Origin of the sequence: Paenibacillus sp. GM1FR (genome assembly GCF_002803315.1) — a bacterium.
GTDB classification, from domain to species: Bacteria; Bacillota; Bacilli; order Paenibacillales; family Paenibacillaceae; genus Paenibacillus; species Paenibacillus amylolyticus.
Genome location: NZ_MKZL01000011.1, coordinates 872,951 through 889,373, shown reverse-complemented (window position 1 = coordinate 889,373; position 16,423 = coordinate 872,951). Strand labels below are relative to the sequence as shown.

The 16,423-nt window shown below is 45.1% G+C and carries 17 protein-coding genes and 1 other annotated feature; of the genes, 5 read left to right on the top strand and 12 right to left on the bottom strand.

Translation table 11 applies throughout. The features are described from left to right. Positions 1 to 59: 59 nt before the first annotated feature. The 4 genes from PAEAM_RS09725 to PAEAM_RS09710 form a co-directional block, all read right to left on the bottom strand. Entirely contained in the window at positions 60 to 851 is a 792-nt protein-coding gene (locus PAEAM_RS09725) for an ABC transporter permease (protein ID WP_370511416.1), read from the bottom strand. Positions 852 to 889: 38 nt separating this feature from the next. Beyond that, the gene (locus PAEAM_RS09720; RefSeq protein WP_100527359.1) at positions 890 to 1,684 is read right to left on the bottom strand and encodes an ABC transporter ATP-binding protein; all 795 of its coding nucleotides are present in this window, start codon (positions 1,682 to 1,684) and stop codon (positions 890 to 892) included. 29 nt (positions 1,685 to 1,713) lie between these two features. Beyond that, positions 1,714 to 2,718 (bottom strand): ABC transporter substrate-binding protein, encoded by a 1,005-nt coding sequence (locus PAEAM_RS09715; RefSeq protein WP_100527358.1) that lies wholly within the window; start codon positions 2,716 to 2,718, stop codon positions 1,714 to 1,716. A gap of 159 nt (positions 2,719 to 2,877) precedes the next feature. Beyond that, on the bottom strand, positions 2,878 to 4,392 hold the full coding sequence (locus PAEAM_RS09710; RefSeq protein WP_100527357.1) for a carboxypeptidase M32: 1,515 nt from the start codon (positions 4,390 to 4,392) through the stop codon (positions 2,878 to 2,880). A 350-nt stretch (positions 4,393 to 4,742) separates the two neighbouring features. On the opposite strand from PAEAM_RS09710, the gene PAEAM_RS09705 reads away from it, so the two are divergent. The 4 genes from PAEAM_RS09705 to PAEAM_RS09690 all read left to right on the top strand — a co-directional run bounded on the left by PAEAM_RS09705 (position 4,743) and on the right by PAEAM_RS09690 (position 6,938). Beyond that, the gene (locus PAEAM_RS09705; protein WP_100527356.1) at positions 4,743 to 5,318 is read left to right on the top strand and encodes a beta-class carbonic anhydrase; all 576 of its coding nucleotides are present in this window, start codon (positions 4,743 to 4,745) and stop codon (positions 5,316 to 5,318) included. A 173-nt stretch (positions 5,319 to 5,491) separates the two neighbouring features. Continuing rightward, complete coding sequence (locus PAEAM_RS09700; RefSeq protein ID WP_036613540.1) at positions 5,492 to 6,058, top strand: PadR family transcriptional regulator; 567 nt, start codon at positions 5,492 to 5,494, stop codon at positions 6,056 to 6,058. Between the two features lie 98 nt (positions 6,059 to 6,156). Continuing rightward, on the top strand, positions 6,157 to 6,654 hold the full coding sequence (locus PAEAM_RS09695; protein ID WP_036613538.1) for a hypothetical protein: 498 nt from the start codon (positions 6,157 to 6,159) through the stop codon (positions 6,652 to 6,654). Positions 6,655 to 6,659: 5 nt separating this feature from the next. Beyond that, on the top strand, positions 6,660 to 6,938 hold the full coding sequence (locus PAEAM_RS09690) for a YxcD family protein (protein WP_017687903.1): 279 nt from the start codon (positions 6,660 to 6,662) through the stop codon (positions 6,936 to 6,938). Positions 6,939 to 7,092: 154 nt separating this feature from the next. Here the strand turns inward: PAEAM_RS09690 and tyrS are convergent, their stop codons facing one another. From tyrS to PAEAM_RS09650, 8 genes are all read right to left on the bottom strand, one after another. Beyond that, positions 7,093 to 8,355 (bottom strand): tyrosine--tRNA ligase, encoded by a 1,263-nt coding sequence (gene tyrS / locus PAEAM_RS09685; protein ID WP_100527656.1) that lies wholly within the window; start codon positions 8,353 to 8,355, stop codon positions 7,093 to 7,095. Between the two features lie 119 nt (positions 8,356 to 8,474). After that, positions 8,475 to 8,702 (bottom strand) — a binding site (T-box leader). Between the two features lie 98 nt (positions 8,703 to 8,800). Beyond that, positions 8,801 to 9,250, bottom strand: a complete 450-nt coding sequence (locus PAEAM_RS09680) for a DMP19 family protein (RefSeq protein ID WP_100527355.1) — start codon at positions 9,248 to 9,250, stop codon at positions 8,801 to 8,803. Between the two features lie 20 nt (positions 9,251 to 9,270). Continuing rightward, positions 9,271 to 9,714: an Imm63 family immunity protein gene (locus PAEAM_RS09675; RefSeq protein ID WP_100527354.1), complete on the bottom strand. Its 444-nt coding sequence runs from the start codon at positions 9,712 to 9,714 to the stop codon at positions 9,271 to 9,273. Between the two features lie 95 nt (positions 9,715 to 9,809). Beyond that, positions 9,810 to 11,279: a protein adenylyltransferase SelO gene (locus tag PAEAM_RS09670; protein WP_100527353.1), complete on the bottom strand. Its 1,470-nt coding sequence runs from the start codon at positions 11,277 to 11,279 to the stop codon at positions 9,810 to 9,812. Between the two features lie 317 nt (positions 11,280 to 11,596). Continuing rightward, complete coding sequence (locus tag PAEAM_RS09665; protein ID WP_100527352.1) at positions 11,597 to 12,913, bottom strand: nucleobase:cation symporter-2 family protein; 1,317 nt, start codon at positions 12,911 to 12,913, stop codon at positions 11,597 to 11,599. A 313-nt stretch (positions 12,914 to 13,226) separates the two neighbouring features. Continuing rightward, a complete protein-coding gene (locus PAEAM_RS09660) occupies positions 13,227 to 14,006 on the bottom strand; it encodes an NRDE family protein (protein WP_100527351.1) in 780 nt (259 codons plus the stop codon). 46 nt (positions 14,007 to 14,052) lie between these two features. Beyond that, a complete protein-coding gene (locus PAEAM_RS09655; RefSeq protein ID WP_036672774.1) occupies positions 14,053 to 14,352 on the bottom strand; it encodes a Dabb family protein in 300 nt (99 codons plus the stop codon). Positions 14,353 to 14,405: 53 nt separating this feature from the next. Next, positions 14,406 to 14,987 (bottom strand): TetR/AcrR family transcriptional regulator, encoded by a 582-nt coding sequence (locus PAEAM_RS09650; protein ID WP_036613529.1) that lies wholly within the window; start codon positions 14,985 to 14,987, stop codon positions 14,406 to 14,408. 223 nt (positions 14,988 to 15,210) lie between these two features. On the opposite strand from PAEAM_RS09650, the gene PAEAM_RS09645 reads away from it, so the two are divergent. Continuing rightward, positions 15,211 to 16,326 (top strand): NADH:flavin oxidoreductase, encoded by a 1,116-nt coding sequence (locus PAEAM_RS09645; RefSeq protein ID WP_100527350.1) that lies wholly within the window; start codon positions 15,211 to 15,213, stop codon positions 16,324 to 16,326. Positions 16,327 to 16,423: the final 97 nt, after the last annotated feature.

The following is a 16,423-nucleotide window of genomic DNA, read 5'->3' as shown; positions in this document are numbered from 1 at the left end:
CCCTTGTGAAATTGTATACATATCATACCTGGTCATATTACGAGTAAATCACTTCCGAATCACCTGCGGCCAGCCAGCATTTTGCGTTCTGCATAGACAACAAGTTGGTACATGGCTGTTGCAACTGCAGCAATAATTAACAGACTTGATAATACAAGTGTGAAGTTGAATACCTGGAATCCGTAGATAATGAGATAACCGAGCCCTTGTTTGGCGACAAGAAACTCACCCACAATTACACCCACCCAAGCCATGCCAACGTTCACTTTCAAGGTGGATACAATCGCTGGAAAAGAAGCAGGTAATACAACTTTTGTAAAAATCTCGGAACGGTCTCCACCAAACGTACGAATGACTTTAATATAATTGGGATCGACTTCATTGAAGCTGTTATACACGACCAGTGTCGTGATAATGACCGTGATGGACAATGTGGTCATAACAATCGCTGTAAAACCCGCGCCGAACATCACAATAAAGATCGGGCCAAGTGCTACCTTTGGCATACTGTTGAATACAACCATATAGGGGTCCAGCACTTTGGACAAAAAAGGAGACCACCAAATTAAAACCGCAAGTAAGGTTCCCACCAGTGTTCCCAGTAAAAAACCAACTGCCGTTTCCCCTACGGTTACCCCAACATGTGCCCACAACTCGCCACTAGCGATGTCCTTGCCAATCTGGGCAAAAACCTTACTCGGATAACTGAATAACAGTACATCAATCCAGCGAAGTCTGCCTGCCACTTCCCATAGCAAAAACATACATACTAGCATAGATAACTGTACAGCAAGCACTTGGTGTCGCCATCTGGCCACCTGCTGAATATGATTCCGATGCAGCTGCCCCATCCATTCGTCACGCTTTTCCTGCTTCGGATTCATTGGATTCACGCGTCTTCCTCACCTCCCCCGGACTGATCCAGTTCACTCCACAACGCCTGAAACAACGCATTGAATCCTTCTTGCTCCCTGGCATGAAACGGCTGAGATTTACGAATTCCATCGGGAATGATAAATTCACGACGGATGCGCCCAGGATTGCGATCCAGTACAATGACGCGGTCACTGACCGCAATGGCTTCAGACAAATCATGGGTGACGAGGACGGATGTTTTGCCAAACTGTTTTAACGTGTCCGAGACCAGATCCTCCAATTGCAGCTTGGTTTGATAATCAAGTGCTGAGAATGGTTCATCCAACAATAAAATCCCCGGGTCGGTTGCTAGCGTGCGCACCAGGGCTACTCGCTGTCTCATGCCTCCTGAAAGCTCTGAAGGGTACTGATTCTCCGTTCCGGCCAACCCCATACTTACCAGCAGTTCCCGTACACGCTCACGGCTCCGTTCATCCAGTCTGCCTGTCAGTTCAAGACCAATCAATGCATTATCCAGAATGTTCCGCCATGGAAACAGATAGTCCTGTTGAAGCATATAACCAATCTGTGCTGAGGGGCCGCCAACGAGTTTGCCTTTAACCTTAACCTCTCCTCGGGTGGGTGTGAGCAGCCCGGCGATGATCGACAACAATGTCGTTTTACCGCATCCACTCGGTCCAACCAGACTGACGAACTCTCCTTTTTGGATCTCCAGACTCAAGTCTTCAATCACCAAGGAAGCTTCCCGCTCGCTGACGTATACTTGAGAGATCCCCTCCAGTCGGATCACACTTTCGGATTCAGGCATTCTGCTCACTTCCTTTCCTGAATACCCCATTACTTTGATTTCGTAACCTCTTCCGCATAGGCATTATCCACAATGGCATTCAAATCCACACGTTCTTTCAACTCTCCGGCGGCACTCATGACATCAAGCAGATTGTTCCACTCTTCCTCATCAATGATCGGATCCGTTGCATAGCTGCCCTGTTCCTTATAACGGTTCACACTGCTTACCAAAATGGCTGGATCGATGTCTTTGAAAAAAGGAGAAATAACTTCGGCAATCTCTTCAGCCGTATGGGAATCTACCCATGCCTGCGCTTTGTGTAGGCCATTCGTAAACTTCTGTACGATATCCTTATTGTCGTTAAGATAACTCTGCTTCGTCATGAAGACGGTGTAAGGCAGAAGACCACCTTCTGTGCCAAACGATGCAACAACCTTACCCCGATCTTCTTGTTCAAAGATGGATGCTTGGGGTTCAAACAGTTGAACATAATCTCCCGTGCCTGAGGCGAAAGCAGACGCAATGTTGGCAAAGTCCACATTTTGAATCAGCTCCAGATCACTTTGAGGATCAATGCCATGTTTGCTCAGTGCGAACTCCCCTGCCATTTGCGGCATGCCGCCTTTGCGTTGACCGAGAAATGTGGAATCCCTCAGTTGCTCCCAATCGAAGCTACCTTCTGTGTTACGAGCGAACAGAAATGTACCATCCGTCTGGGTGAGCTGGGCAAAGTTAATGACCGGATCTTCCGCTCCCTGCTGATAGACATATATGGACGTCTCCGCCCCTACCAGTGCGATATCCACTGAACCTGCGAGTAATGCCGCCATCGTTTTGTCACCACCAGCAGTCGTTTGAATATCCACCTCAAGTCCCTGCTCTTCAAAAAAACCTTGAGCCACAGCCACATACTCCGGTGCGTAAAATACCGAACGAGTCACTTCGCCAATCGTAATCTTGGCTTCATTCTCTTCCTTATTACAGCTGGTGAGCGCCACAATGATAATCAGCAGAATAACGATGCCCCGGACGAACCATGGCGTGTATTTCATGTTGTTTCCCTCCTTCACTGGTTTCAGCAGTTTCTCTCTATTATGGATATGCCGATGCCCAACAAAAGGTTAAGAACTTAAATGCAAAAAAGAGCCGGGCAATGATGCCCGACTCTTCAGCTCTTCGAAATGTTATTTAATATGTTATATATGGGATATCTACAGCTTGTAAATCTCGGCATATTTGGCTTCCAGATAATCGGCCAGATAATCCGGATTCAATTCTTCACCCGTTACGGCAACAATCAATTCGGAAGGTGTGCGACTTCTACCATACTGGTAGATCTTGTCTGTAAGCCATTCCTTAATTGGAATCAGATTTCCTTCGGCAATGAGGGTATCAAATTCCGGCATTTCCTTGCGCAATGTATGTAGAATTTGAGCTGCATACATATTACCCAGAGAATACGAAGCAAAGTAACCAAAGTCACCACCGGACCAGTGAACATCCTGAAGAACGCCGTCTCCATCATTCGTTGGCATAATACCGAGGTATTCCTTGTATTTTGCATTCCAGGTCTCCGGCAGGTCCTTCACTTCCAGACCATCGTTGAATAACATTTTCTCGATCTCATACCGGATAATAATATGCAGGTTATAGGTCAGTTCATCCGCTTCAATCCGAATGAGTGAACTCTCCACCCGGTTGATTGCACGATAGAAATCTTCCAGTTCAACCTCGCTCAGTTGCGGGAAATGCTGCTGCAAATCTTTGTAATAACGTGTCCAGAATGGCAGGCTGCGACCAATCATGTTTTCCCAAAGACGGGACTGGGACTCATGAATCCCCATGGACGTTCCTTCGGCAAGAAGGGTACCCGCCAGACTGTCATCAATATTTTGCTCGTACAGGGCATGTCCGCCCTCATGCAGTGAACTGAAGACTGCGCTTGCTACATCATCTTGCAGATAATGTGTTGTGATACGCACATCACCCGGGTTAAGACCCGTTGCAAAAGGATGAACACTCTCGTCCAATCGTCCAGCTTCAAAGTCATAGCCCATTTGTTCCAGGATGAACAGACTGAATTTTTCCTGCTGTTTGGTGTCAAACAACTGATTCAGGAACTCTGTATTTGGCTTGTTTTCTGAAGCATTAATCTTCTCTTGTAGAGGCACCAAACGTGCTTTGAGGCGGGTGAACACAGCGTCCACTTTCTCAACCGTCAGATCCGGTTCATACATATCAAGCAGCGTATCATAACGTGTATCCTTCACACCCCAATAATCAATAAACTCCTGTTTGAGCTTAACGATATCTGTGAGATAAGGTGAGAATCCTGCAAAATCACTGTTATGCTTGGCATCTTCCCATGCCGTTTCCGACTTGGCTGTTAGCACGGTATAAGCTTGTACTTTCTCAGGTGGTACGGATTGACTGCGATCATATTCTTTCTTGCAATCTTCAACCAGACGACGATCTATATCTTCGAGCTGTTCCAATACTGCTGGAGTCGTTAATGCATCCAGGTAAGTCTTCATCTCAGCCGAGGTTTGCAGCTTGAATGCTTCGGTGGACAACATACCCAGCGTCTCCGAACGAGTCGGAACACCTTTTTTCGGCGCACCTGTGCGCAGATCCCAGTGAAGCAAACCAATGGCTTCATGATAGCTCTTAATTTTACGAGCCAGATTACGGAAGGATTCCAAATGTTCCTGTGTTTGTTTATCCATTGTTATCGTTCACCTCTTCAAAAAAAATGTTATACCCTATTGATGATACTTTTTGCATTGCGTATAATCAACTTTTAACAGATGAAAATTGCATTGTTCTCCTAAAGATACGTGTTCAAAAAGTCTGGTTTTCATTACCGAGAAGATAGAAATGGCGTTCAACTTCGATGCTGATGATGCCCTCAGGCATGATTTGTAATCAAAAGTGGACTTTTTGAACAACCTCTAAAGGGTTGGAGTAATGCCATCTGCTGACCGTGAAATACTATTTAAAGCAAAGGCGCGTAGGACAAGCTGCATCATATGCAAGTGGCCGTGCTCGTCGTATTGGATAACAGGAGGCAATGGACATGAACAACATTCAAGAGATTTTGGCTTACAACAAATCATTTGTCGAGACCAAAGAATACGAAAAGTATACGGCTGGCAAGTTTCCAACCAGAAAGATGGTTATCATCACTTGTATGGATACACGTCTGGTGGAATTGCTGCCCAAGGCCATGAACCTGAAAAACGGTGATGTGAAAATCATCAAAAACGCAGGCGCAATTATCTCTCAGCCTTTCGGGAGTGTAATGCGTAGTGTACTTGTCGCCATCTATGAACTGGGTGCAGATGAAGTCCTGGTAGTGGGGCATACGGAATGTGGTATGGCTTCCCTTCACGCTGAGACCATGATTGGACATATGGTTGAGCGTGGCGTATCGGAAGAAGTCATGACTACTCTGGAGAACTCTGGCATCCGTTTGCAAAAATGGTTGCGCGGGTTTGACAGCGTCGAAGAAGGGGTAAAACATACTGTGGAAGTGATCAAGAAGCATCCTTTACTTCCTCCCAATGTACCCGTCCACGGCATGGTTATCGATTCTGCTACAGGTGAACTTGATCTTGTCGCTGAGGGGTATGGACAACAGGCATCTCTCTAAATGGTTTGGAGTGCGGACCTTATGGTTCGCACTTTTTTTGTCTAAATTAAGGCAGTTGCTCTGTCAGGTTGTCAAACCATACAGTTTCAGTGTACACTTTTTATGAAAGCGGTCAAAGAAAGTAAAAACGATTGTTCTCTCTGACCTAGCCCTAATATTAAGGAGACATGTGCATGAACATACTTTCCTACGGATTACTCGGGCTGCTTACCCGCGAGGAGTCATCGGGCTATGATCTGATGCTGAAAATCCAGCCTCATTGGCAGGCGAAACACAGCCAGATCTATCCACTCCTGTCCAAGATGGAAAACGATGAGTTATTGGCCTCCCGCTGGGTACAACAGTCTGACAAACCGGACAAGAAAATGTACGCAGTTACGGAAAAAGGCATTGAAAAGCTCTTGGAATGGATGATTACTCCTGTTACCGCACCGGTTACACGCGATGAATTTAATTTGCGTATTTTGTGTGTTGGCATAGCGGAAGACGGAAGCATGAGACGCATTCTTAACGAGCGTAAAAGCTGGTTTATGGAACGCATACGTTATTTCGAGGATCTGAAGTCACGTATACCTCAGGATAATCTTCGTGTAGGCAACCGAGATTTTGGAAGCTACATCCTGGTACAAAAAGGGTTAATGCACGCACAAACAGGCCTGGAATGGTGTCATTGGGTTACCCAATTGCTTGATGGCCAAGCTGCAATTCAAGACCCAAGTCCAAGCGTTTCAGAAATTTAATAAAATTTGAAACGTTCCTGCAAGTTGACCGTATTACATGAGTAAGGCCCATTTTTGGGCGATTCAAACAAATTAATCGGGGGGTTACGATCTTTACAATGAAGAAAAAATTCGGAGTTAAACATCTAATGATGGTATTTATGGCCTTTACATTATTGTTCGCAACAGTGGGAGTAACGAATCCGGATTCTGCAGATGCAAGACGTGGTGGCGGATTCAAATCCGGTACGAAAAGTTATAGCAATACACCTAAGAAATCCGACAGCAATGTAAGCAAATCGAATACGAATAACAATTCCAGCAATGGAGCAGCTACAACGAACCGTGGCGGATTCTTCGGCGGTGGCGGCGGATTCATGAAAGGCATGATGCTTGGTGGTCTTGCTGGTATGATGTTTGGCGGATTGTTCGGTGGCATGGGCGCTCTGGGTAACATCCTTGGATTGCTCGTGAACGTTGCAGCAATTATGTTGATTGTTATGCTGGCTATGGCACTCTTCAGAGCCATCTCCAATCGTCGCAAACCTGCAGCGGATGGTCGTTATGACCGTCGCAATGATCGTGATGATGACCGTAACAGAAACGGACGGTACTAATCTCTATGGTTCTGAGCATGGATGAAATTGTGAATGCAATCTGTATTCATATGGCAGAACGTAAGGGTGTACGTCCAACCGATGTGAATGTAGAACTGAGTTGGGAAGAAGATACAGGTTATTCCGCTGAAGTTTGGATTCAAGGCCGTAGTCAATATCTGGTGGAGTCCAATATGATTGAAGCGATTCTTCGTTACCTGCACAGTGAATATAACATCCGGGCGTACCGTGAGAATGTGCGACTTGATCTGGATGAAGAAATCACAGCGATCGTTAATCAATAAGATAGGTCACTCACTGGACTGATATACGAAAGACCGCCTCCCCTCTGTCCTGACAGAGATGGAAGGCGGTCTTTTTGTTTCTGTATTTGTAGCTTTATTTGTGTGTCTATTATAGTCTCTATACGTCTCTGTGTTACGTTCTAATTCTTGGAAACTACGATTGTAGTTTAACCAGGCTGTAGTTCTTCTTACCTTTACGGATAATGATGAATTTACCGCCAATGGCATGCTCTGCCGACACTGTGAATTCAAGCTCCGTGATTTTCTCACCGTTCATGGAGATAGCGCCTTTAGTGACATCCTCACGGGCCTGGCGTTTGGATGGCTCCAACCCCAGATCTACGAGCCAGTCGACGATATTTTTCGCTTCGCCGTCCGTTTCGAATGTTGGCATTTCCTTGAAACCCTGCTCGATTTCATCTGCTGTCAGGGAACGGATATCACCACTAAACAGCGCCGCTGTAATACGTTTAGCCTGTTCGAGCATATCTTCGCCGTGAACGAATTTTGTCATTTCTTCCGCGAGTGATTTCTGTGCTTCACGTCTGTGCGGCTCTGTCTCTACCTTTTCAGCCAAAGCTTCGATTTGTTCTTTGCTGAGGAAAGTAAAGTATTTCAAGTATTTAATGACATCACGGTCATCTGTATTCGCCCAGAACTGGTAGAACTCAAATGGTGTCGTTTTGTTCGGGTCAAGCCAGATTGCGCCGCCAGCCGTTTTACCAAATTTCGTACCGTCTGATTTGAGCATGAGTGGAATGGTCAGACCGTACGCCTTCGCTTCAGATCCTTCTTTTTTACGAATCAGATCGAGACCACTTGTGATGTTACCCCATTGATCCGAACCACCGATTTGAAGCTGTACATCTTCTTTCTGGAACAGGTGCAGGTAGTCGAGTGATTGAAGGATCTGGTAGGAAAACTCGGTGAACGAGATTCCGCCTTCCAGTCTGCTCGCAACTACATCCTTAGCCAACATTGTATTGAGATTAAAGTTTTTGCCGTAGTCACGCAAGAATTCAATCACATTGATTTTGTGTGTCCAATCGTAGTTGTTCACCATGCGAACCTGATTATCGCCATCTGTTACGAACAATTTCTTCATCTGCGCTGTCAGTGCATCCACATTCTCCTGCACTTGCTCCATCGTTTGCAAAGAACGTTCTGCCTGCCGACCACTTGGATCACCAATCGTTCCTGTAGCTCCACCTATCAAAATAACCGGACGGTGTCCTGCCAGTTGAAAACGTTTCAGCATCATGAATGGAATGAGATGTCCGATATGCATGCTGTCCCCCGTAGGGTCAACGCCGCAGTACAATGAGATTGATTTGGTTTCAGTCAACTCACGCAGTCCCTCTGCATCTGTCTGCTGGTTAATGGCGTCACGCCACTGTAGTTCATCAATAATATTCATCATGTGTATAACCCCTTTTCTATCCTCAAGATTCAGTCATGATCAACGTTAAATTACGAAATTACACGCTGGAACGGCTTTTTTGGACACAAAAAAATCGCCTCCTTGTCTTCATTAGACACAGGGACGATTATCATAACCGTGGTACCACCCAAATTGCATGGACAACACGTGACCTTAACACGTTATCCATACCACTTTTGGCAATATATCGTTTGCCCATCCGCTTGGCATTACCCAAGTACTCCAGAGTGTAATTCGCAGCCCTTGTATGTATCAGGTTCCATCAACCCCTGACTTTCTGTAACAGGGACAAAGCCGCTACTGCGCTCTATCAACGTGATTCATGTATTCAATTTATAGCAAGTATAGCCGAACGTTTCAGTCATTGCAAGACCAAGTATTAATCTTTGAACAGAGCAACGGATGCATAGTTGAAACCAGATTATATAATCATCATGTTCAATTTTCCGTGATAATAACCATAAGCTTTCTCCGCGATCTGATCCTCATTGTTCCAAAACTGCTGATCCAGCGCATCTAACTGCTGCTCTTGTTCCTTTGTCAGGAATTTAGGAATATCCCACAGTTCGGTAAGCCTTTCATCCTCTTTCAAGTGCTCAATGCAGCCGTATGCTGACGTTATAATCTCCACGACTTGAGTCGCATCAATGATATGTAATGCCCGCAACGCGTAACGGTATACCTCTTCCCACCAATTGCAGAAAAACTGTATAAAACCGCCATTAAAGACATCCGCCTCTAACAGCCATAAAGCAGCAATGTCCTGCTCGTTCGAAGTCAGCGATGCCCAGCCCTGTTCAGATTCATTCTTTTTTTCGACAAATAACACAGCATAGTCATACCATACATCATTAATATCTTGATCGCTCATGTAACACACCTCACTTTTCTTTATGCCATGCCCTCTAACTCCTGACGTTTACCCGTCTGATACCAATGTAAATACGGATCACCGATCTGCTGGAAGGCTTCCTGAACACCCCTGTTCAGGTCCTTCATCACTTCATTTGTATAGTTCAAATGCGTTTCTTTATTATCCACGCCATGTCTTTCCAACAACCCTACATGCGTCGCGGTGAAAATAATATCTTCCAGCAACCAATAGATGACTTCATCCGGCTGTTTCACCCGTTTCTCCAACGAGACGAGACCACGTTCGTAAATTCGAACGATATACGCATCTTCTCTACTCTCTACATAGGGCACCCCATCCCATTTAAAGGTCTCAAACAAGCGGTTAACATAGTTCTGCATCTGTTCCCTAGGGAAAGATGTACGCTCTAAAAGCTGTAAAAGGATGTCTGCCAATTGTTGTTTGCTTAACATGTTGGACATGAATGCACCTGCCTCTATAAAGTAACGTCGATGACAGAATGAAAAATGAAAAAGCTGCCCAAGGCAGCCTCTTCATATTTATTCCTACTGTTCAATCAGGTCCCACAAAAAGTCTGATACGAAGTATTACATTGTGCAGGTAGTTCGGCATATTCAGCCTGTTCAGGTGAGTGTGCAAACGGATCTGAAAGAACTGCCAAAAGCTTCTCCATCACGCTAAGATCTCCATGATTCTCTGCTCGCTCAAGCGCTTCTTCAACCCGATGATTGCGAGGAATGACAGCTGGATTGTTTGTTCGCATCAACTGCCCAGAGACTTCCTTCTCCCCTTGCTGTCTATCCAATCTTGCTTGCCAACGTTCATACCATTCAGCAAATTCTGTCGTGCCAAACAAAGCTGTGCCTTCCAATGTATCAAAGGTCAAAGCCAGGAACGTATTGGTGTAATCTGCACTACGCTTCTCCATAAGTTCAAGAAGATCCTTAATCAACGCTTCATCTTCGGCCTCTTCATCCAACAAGCCCAGTTTGGCACGCATTCCCTTGAGCCAATCATGATGGTACAATTCAGAAAATTGTGCGATAGCATCCTGAGCGAGTTGCACGGCCTGTTCTTCATCTTCATGCAACAACGGCAGAAGCGTCTCGGCAAAGCGAGCCAAATTCCACCCGGCAATATACGGTTGATTACCATAAGCATAGCGACCTTGTCTGTCAATGGAGCTGAATACGGTTGAAGGATTGTAAGCATCCATAAAGGCACACGGACCATAATCGATGGTCTCACCACTGATTGCCATGTTATCCGTGTTCATCACGCCATGAATGAAACCAACACGCTGCCATTGGGCAATGAGTGCCGCCTGCCGTTTAATAACTTCCTGAAGGAGCAAAAGATAACGATTCTCAGCTTGAGCAACATCAGGAAAATGTCGATGCAACGTATAATCAGCCAATGCCCGAAGATCTTCAATAGACCCCCATCTTGCTGCGTACTGAAAGGTTGCTACCCGGATATGACTGGAAGCCACCCGGGTTAAAATGGCACCCGACCGCTCCGTTTCGCGGATAATGTTTTCTCCAGTTGATACCACAGCCAGACTACGTGTTGTTGGGATCCCCAGTGCATACATCGCTTCACTAATAATATACTCTCGCAACATGGGCCCAACAGCAGCACGTCCATCTCCTCCACGAGAGTACGGTGTTCTTCCTGATCCTTTGAGCTGGATATCCACTCGCTCGCCCTGTGGCGTAATCTGTTCACCCAGCAGCAAAGCACGTCCATCTCCAAGCATGTTAAAATTGCCAAATTGATGCCCTGCATAGGCCTGAGCCAAAGGCTCGGCTCCTTCAGGGATCGAATTACCTGCAAAAATTTGCGCTCCTTCATCACTGTCAAGAGACTCCACATCCAGTCCCAAGCTGGATGCAAGCAATCTATTGAAAATGATCAGCTTTGGTGATTCAACAGGCACTGCGCCCTGACTTGTAAAAAAGGGTTGCGGTAACTTCGCATAACTATTCTCCAAGTTCCACCCTTTGTTCAACGTTTCTTGTTGCATGGTGATCACAACTCCTTTTCTGCACCAGGGATATCCCTTGGTTATATTGTAGCCTTGTGAACCAATGCTCATTTATGTAGTCGCATGGAAATTCAATTCAAGAGGTTGTTGACTTAAACGAACATCTAAAATGTTCTTGATGAAACTTTAGCATATTTGCATGTCTTTTGCATTCCTCATGAATCGTAAGCACCAAAAAATCCAAGAAGTTTCTTGGCCAAGTGGAATCATTGACTTGCATTCCACTTCCCAGAAAACCTTCTTGGATCTATTCCGCTTACTTACTACTATAGATGACACGTCTGTTATTACAAGGATTACGTGTGTGCTTCCTGAGCCTGTACAGGCTGTACTGGCAAGCTCTCTTTTTTCAGAGCAAGGTTAAAGAAGACATTAAGCAGGATCGCTGACAGGCTTCCCGTAATGATACCATCGCTAACAATAATCCGAATACTTTGAGGAAGCTGGGCAAACAGATCGGGTACAGCAGTAACACCGAGCCCAAGTGAAACGGAGCAAGCCACGATCAATAGATTGGATTGTTTGCCAAAATCGACGTTTTGCAGCATTTTGATCCCGGATGAGACGACCATTCCAAACAAGACAACAGTCGCTCCTCCGAGGACAGCACTTGGAATAATGGTTGCAAAAGCAGCTACTTTCGGAATGAGTCCCAGAAAGACCAGAATACCTCCGGCTGCAACAACAACATTGGTCGTTTTCACTTTGGAGAGCTGAACCAAACCAACATTCTGTGCAAATGTATTGTATGGAAAAGCATTAAAGATGCCGCCCAGGACAAACGCGAGACCTTCTGCACGATATCCCCGTGCCAGATCGTTTTCGTTGATCGGTTGATCACAGATTTTGCTCAAAGCCATAAATACACCTGTTGATTCGATGATAACCACCGTACCTACAATAATCATTGTAATGATTGGGCCAATTTCAAAGGTAGGCCATCCAAAGTAAAAGGGTTGAGGTAAATGGAACCAAGAGGCTTCCTGTACAGAGGCAAAATTCACTTTTCCCATGATGGCTGCGATGAGGGTTCCCACAATAATACCAAGGAGAACAGCCAGGGATTTTACAAAACCGCGAGCATATCGATTCAGGATTAGAATGAACAGTAATACACCAAATGAAAGCGCCAAATTGTCCAAACTTCCGAAATTCTCACTGTTTGCTCCACCCGCCATGTTTTTAATTCCCGTTGGAATCAGCGCAAGACCGATGATGGTTACCACTGTACCGATCACAACTGGCGGAAACAATTTGACGATTTTGCTGAAAAATACGGCAAAGATGACGATAAATAACCCGGCTGCGATGATCGACCCATATATGGCAGGAATTCCGTATTGCGATCCAATCGCAATCATCGGTGTCACCGCTACAAAAGAACTTCCGAGCACCGCTGGCAAACCAATACCCAAGTACTTCCCTTTCCGAGCCTGAAGCCATGTTGCAATCCCACACGTTAACAGGTCAATGGATACCAGATACGCCAACTGTTCTGCAGTCAGATTTAGTGCTCTGCCCACAAGCAAAGGCACCAGAATTGCTCCCGCATACATCGCGAGTACGTGCTGAATCCCCAGTGAAAAAACTCTCATCTTTTTGGTTTCTTTCATCCCACGTTGCCCCCCTGAAATTAGAATCAACCAAACCGCTGCAAAATCATGTTATGTTGATTCACATTATATAAACTATTCAGGGAAGTTCCATGATTCATAACATAGAATTGTGATAAGAGATAAAGAGCCCAACTAAAATTGGGCGTGTTATACAAAAAGGACTCTCAAACCGTTTGTTTAGTGTTATATTAGTTGACGCAGAAAAACGAAAGTACTCTTTACACTCAGAAGCAATGAAACATGAACTTTGGATTTAACTTCAGTGATTCATGTAAATGCATAATGTCAGAACATCACTTCTTTCATATTCTCAGCTTGTCGAGTTAAGAGGTTTGATGTTAAAACGTTGCTCCATTACCTCTCCGTTCTGGTGAACCCGCTCCGTAAAAAACACTTCTTCTCTGTTCATCAGAACAGCAGATGAAGCTCTGGTCCCATAGTCGAATTTTTCACTTTTTACGAAAATGGGAGAAAGCAAACGTTCCCACTCCAATGGAACACCTGTATGAGGCAGAAGTTCATCCACTGAAGGGTCTGCCATTTGCAGCAAACCTAATATTTGTTCTGTCAGGGTAGCTTTGTCCTCCCCTTGGATGATTTTCTCCAGCCCTTCTTTTCCACGTTTCACCTTGGGCCAATCTGTATTAATCAAGTGATTACTAATCCCGTATATTCCAGGTTTCAACTTCATCACAACATTACCCACATTAGAATAATAATAGAGGTCGTCAGGATCACCCACTAACAAATTGTAGCCAGGATAATCATTTTGGCTTTGCTCCGCATGTTGCATATATTGCTTGGGTGTGGACGTTCCCTTTAAAAAATCAGCAACCAGATCTCCTCTTGAGCCTTTGGCATGTACATCTTCATTCGGATCACGATAATTTGTGACAGCAGCCAGACGCCCACCTTTGGTTACGCCCATCCAGGTTCCCATTTTCGACAAATCCCGCCCAGCCAATATATGAGGATGATCTTCCCAATAGTGTGCTTGAGCCGTAGGTCTGTGATAGAATTCATCCCTATTTGATCCCAATATAAGCGGATACTTTGGATGCATGTTGTAAGCAAATAAAATTAAACACATGGGAATCTTCAACTCCTATATTGGTTAAACCTCTGATTTCGCGCCTTTAAATAGCATAGTCAACTACAATTACATCTTCCACCCAACCATCGAGGGAAGCTACAAATGCCTGATGAGCAGGATGTGGACCATAGGCGCGCAATGCCTCCTGATCTTCAAACGTCACTCTCAATCCAATCGTGTAACCTTGGATACGATCCGTTTCTTCCGTTGCATTGATCCCTGCGGTCAGCCCGACAATCCCCGGTATTTGTTCCTGTAACGCGAGCAATTGATCCACCCATTCCTGCTGTTTAGCTAGTGTGGTTTTATCGTTAAATTTAAAAACAACCAAATGTTCAAACATCTTGTTATTCCTCCATATCCATCCGAATATTAATGCAATTTCGTTAAATAAAGTTAATTCAACAATTCCAATCCACCCATCATATAAGGGACCACTCTGTTGGCTAATTCAGCCGGAGATTCCTGCCCGCCTTCAATATTCCATCGATACGTCATTCCATAGATCGACCAACTTAGCGTGGTTGCCGTAATTTTCAGCGTTTTGGGATCTACATCACCCGCTACTTTGCTCAATAATTCAAGAAGGAATTGCTCCAGTTGAGTCTTGATGTTCTCTTCAATAATTGGTGCAACTGTCTCATATTTTTTGATGCAACCATTACTTGAGACGTGATAATCACATAATGAAAATATAAGCTGCTGTATGGTTTCGGCTGATAACCGGGCATCCGGGTTCACTCTTTTCGTCACATATTCCATAAAAGCATCCGCTAAAAAGGCTTCAAGCAGTGCATATTTATCCTGAAAATGGGCGTAGAATGTAGCCCTGTTAATTGTGGCTTGTTCCGTAATGTTTTGAATCGTAATGCTGTTGAAATTTTTAATATTCAATTGGTTTAAAAACGCATCAAGAATTAATTGACGCGTGCGGATTACACGCGGATCATTCGAGTTTGGAGACAATACACCAGACATGTCCCAATCCTCCTTTGTACACAAAATATTTGGTTAGACTCCTTCATTATAGATAAGTGTTAATTGTTCAACAAGTGAAAGTAAGTGCAAAGACACCATACAATAATCCGTGTCTTTCGCTTAAGCAACAAAATGCTTCGATTGTTGGTTGAGCATGCCTATACACCTTGTTAAGATTGCACTTGTACCCGCTTGAAGGTGCATAATAATGGAGGTGCTTAGTTTGAGTAATCAACAACATAACGTTATTTCTACGGAGCTTCTGTTCCAACCATACACTGTTCAAAAGTTAACCCTATCCTCGCGCATCGTCATGTCCCCCATGGCTCGTGCCTTCTCCCCGGATGGTGTGCCAGGTCCCGATGTAGCTGCATATTATCGCCGACGTGCCGAGCATGGTGTTGGACTCATTATTACAGAGGGTGCAACTATTGAGCATCTGTCTGCATCAAGTGAGCCTAGGCTCCCTCATATGTATGGAGAAGCAGCTCTTCACGGCTGGGCTGAAGTAGTCAAACAAGTCCATGAAGCTGGCGGCAAGATTTTCCCGCAAATTCTGCACTTGGGTATTACCCGCCCTTCTGGATCTCAACCTCACCCAGAAGCTGAATCTCTTAGTCCATCGGGAGTTGATATGGAAGGTACTCAAGTAGGTGCGCCCATGACGGAGGCAGAGATCGCAACTGTGATTCAAGCTTATGCAGATGCAGCAGCCAATGCACAAAGCATTGGTTTTGACGGAATTGAGCTTCACGGTGCACACGGTTTTCTGATCGATCAATTTTTCTGGAAAACAACGAATAGGAGAACAGACCGCTATGGCGGTGACCTACAGAAACGAACTCAATTCGCGGTTGAAGTTGTAATGGCAGTTCGTGCTGCGGTAGGTCCTGATTTCCCTATCGCGATGCGGATTTCCCAATGGAAGATGAATGATTATCAAGCCAGACTGTTCGACACCCCCGAACAACTGGAACAATTCCTTCATTTGCTGGTTGACGCAGGTGTAGATATCTTCCACTGCTCGACACGACGCTTCTGGGAGCCCGAGTTTGAAGGATCTGAGCTTGGATTTGCAGGCTGGGTGCGAAAACTAAGTGGTCAAACCACCATTACCGTCGGTTCTGTGGGTATGCCAGATGAGCCTGAAGCAGGAGCAGATAAAGCAACACATCCAGGTATGAGCGAGCTTATGAAGCGTTTCGATCAACAGGAATTTGATCTGGTGGCTGTGGGACGTGCGCTTCTTGGTGACCCGGCATGGGCAGTTAAAATACAGGAAGGCCGCGCATCTGAAATTCACCCTTTTACACCTGAAGCACTGGCTACGTTAAACTAAGAACAATACCTTATTGTTCCAGACATTTTTTTGTCTCATATATATAGGTTTGAACTCATGAATCAACTATACTAAGCAAAGGGCTCGCTTTCCCTCC

What these genes read in the sequence shown, in the direction of transcription:
- PAEAM_RS09725 (WP_370511416.1), bottom strand. Translation starts at nt 851, where the DNA reads ATGGGGCAGCTGCATCGGAATCATATTCAGCAGGTGGCCAGATGGCGA.
- PAEAM_RS09720 (WP_100527359.1), bottom strand. Translation starts at nt 1,684, where the DNA reads ATGCCTGAATCCGAAAGTGTGATCCGACTGGAGGGGATCTCTCAAGTA.
- PAEAM_RS09715 (WP_100527358.1), bottom strand. Translation starts at nt 2,718, where the DNA reads ATGAAATACACGCCATGGTTCGTCCGGGGCATCGTTATTCTGCTGATT.
- PAEAM_RS09710 (WP_100527357.1), bottom strand. Translation starts at nt 4,392, where the DNA reads ATGGATAAACAAACACAGGAACATTTGGAATCCTTCCGTAATCTGGCT.
- PAEAM_RS09705 (WP_100527356.1), top strand. Translation starts at nt 4,743, where the DNA reads ATGAACAACATTCAAGAGATTTTGGCTTACAACAAATCATTTGTCGAG.
- PAEAM_RS09700 (WP_036613540.1), top strand. Translation starts at nt 5,492, where the DNA reads ATGAACATACTTTCCTACGGATTACTCGGGCTGCTTACCCGCGAGGAG.
- PAEAM_RS09695 (WP_036613538.1), top strand. Translation starts at nt 6,157, where the DNA reads ATGAAGAAAAAATTCGGAGTTAAACATCTAATGATGGTATTTATGGCC.
- PAEAM_RS09690 (WP_017687903.1), top strand. Translation starts at nt 6,660, where the DNA reads ATGGTTCTGAGCATGGATGAAATTGTGAATGCAATCTGTATTCATATG.
- tyrS (WP_100527656.1), bottom strand. Translation starts at nt 8,355, where the DNA reads ATGAATATTATTGATGAACTACAGTGGCGTGACGCCATTAACCAGCAG.
- PAEAM_RS09680 (WP_100527355.1), bottom strand. Translation starts at nt 9,250, where the DNA reads ATGAGCGATCAAGATATTAATGATGTATGGTATGACTATGCTGTGTTA.
- PAEAM_RS09675 (WP_100527354.1), bottom strand. Translation starts at nt 9,714, where the DNA reads ATGTCCAACATGTTAAGCAAACAACAATTGGCAGACATCCTTTTACAG.
- PAEAM_RS09670 (WP_100527353.1), bottom strand. Translation starts at nt 11,279, where the DNA reads ATGCAACAAGAAACGTTGAACAAAGGGTGGAACTTGGAGAATAGTTAT.
- PAEAM_RS09665 (WP_100527352.1), bottom strand. Translation starts at nt 12,913, where the DNA reads ATGAAAGAAACCAAAAAGATGAGAGTTTTTTCACTGGGGATTCAGCAC.
- PAEAM_RS09660 (WP_100527351.1), bottom strand. Translation starts at nt 14,006, where the DNA reads ATGTGTTTAATTTTATTTGCTTACAACATGCATCCAAAGTATCCGCTT.
- PAEAM_RS09655 (WP_036672774.1), bottom strand. Translation starts at nt 14,352, where the DNA reads ATGTTTGAACATTTGGTTGTTTTTAAATTTAACGATAAAACCACACTA.
- PAEAM_RS09650 (WP_036613529.1), bottom strand. Translation starts at nt 14,987, where the DNA reads ATGTCTGGTGTATTGTCTCCAAACTCGAATGATCCGCGTGTAATCCGC.